The sequence below is a fragment of the Candidatus Hydrothermales bacterium genome, assembly GCA_039630235.1.
In the GTDB taxonomy this organism is placed as follows: Bacteria; Hydrothermota; Hydrothermia; order Hydrothermales; family JAJRUZ01; genus JBCNVI01.
Map to the genome: position 1 here is coordinate 1 of JBCNVI010000021.1, position 1439 is coordinate 1439.

At 44.3% G+C, this 1439-nt stretch carries 1 protein-coding gene; it reads left to right on the plus strand.

Annotated features, from left to right (window positions below; genetic code table 11):
• On the plus strand, nt 1–1439 hold a 1439-nt coding region (locus ABDH49_09040; protein ID MEN3047096.1), incomplete at both ends, for an SBBP repeat-containing protein.

Here is a 1439-nt window from a genome sequence, read left to right on the forward strand (position 1 = left end):
AGGGCACGTTCAATTCCAACAGATGCAAGTGGAAATGTTTTCGTGGCTGGGGAGACTAATTCAACAAATTTTCCGACCTATAATCCAGGCGGAGGTGCATATTTTCAGGGAAGCAATGCGGGGGGTCTTGATGCGTTTATATTGAAATTCACAAATTCAGGAGTAAGGCAGTGGGCTACTTATTATGGGGGAAGCGGGGAAGAAAGGATATATGCGACTTCGCTTGACGCGAATGGTAATGTTTTCGCTGTTGGGATAACTAATTCAACAAATTTTCCGACCTATAATCCAGGCGGAGGAGCATATTTTCAGGGAAGCAATGCGGGGGGTGATGATGCATTTATATTGAAATTCACGAATGCAGGAGTAAGGCAGTGGGCTACTTATTATGGGGGAAGTGGGAGTGAACTTGCAAATGCAACTTCAACAGATGTAGGTGGAAATGTTTTCGTGACTGGGTTTACTACTTCAACAAATTTTCCGACCTATAATCCAGGCGGAGGTGCATATTTTCAGGGAAGCAATGCGGGGGGTTGGGATGTATTTATATTGAAATTCACGAATGCAGGAGTAAGGCAGTGGGCTACTTATTATGGGGGAAGTGGGAATGATCATTCACTTCTAATTACGACGGACAGAGATGGAAATCTTTTCATAGTGGGGACGACTTATTCAACTAATTTTCCAACATATAATCCGGGAGGGGGAGCGTATTTTCAGGGAAACCATGCGGGAGGGCAGCAAGATGCGTTTATTTTGAAATTCACAAATACAGGGGTGAGGCAGTGGGCTACTTATTATGGGGGAGGCGGGGATGAGGTACCATTTTCAAGTACAACAGATGCGAGTGGAAATATTTTCGCTGTTGGGCATACTACTTCAACAAATTTTCCGACCTATGATCCAGGCGGAGGTGCATATTTTCAGGGAAGCAATGCGGGGGATTGGGATGCATTTATATTGAAATTCACGAATGCAGGAGTAAGGCAGTGGGCTACTTATTATGGGGGAAGTTTGCGTGATGAGGGATGGAATATTTCAACAGATGTAGGTGGAAATGTTTTCGTGGTTGGGTATACTTTTTCAACAAATTTTCCGACCTATGATCCAGGCGGAGGTGCATATTTTCAGGGAAGCAATGCGGGGGATCGGGATGCATATATATTAAAATTCACGAATGCAGGAGTAAGGCAGTGGGCTACTTATTATGGGGGAAGTGGGATTGATGCTGCAGGATCAAATTCAGTTGATCCGGGGGGTAATGTTTTTGTAGCTGGGCTTACTACTTCGTCAAATTTTCCGACCTATAATCCAGGCGGAGGAGCATATTTTCAGGGAAGCAATGCGGGGGGTCTTGATGCATTTATTTTGAAGTTTGAGGGAGTTGAAGGAGTGCTTACGCAAGCTTGGGCTGTATCAATAACTGTTGTTATTGATGC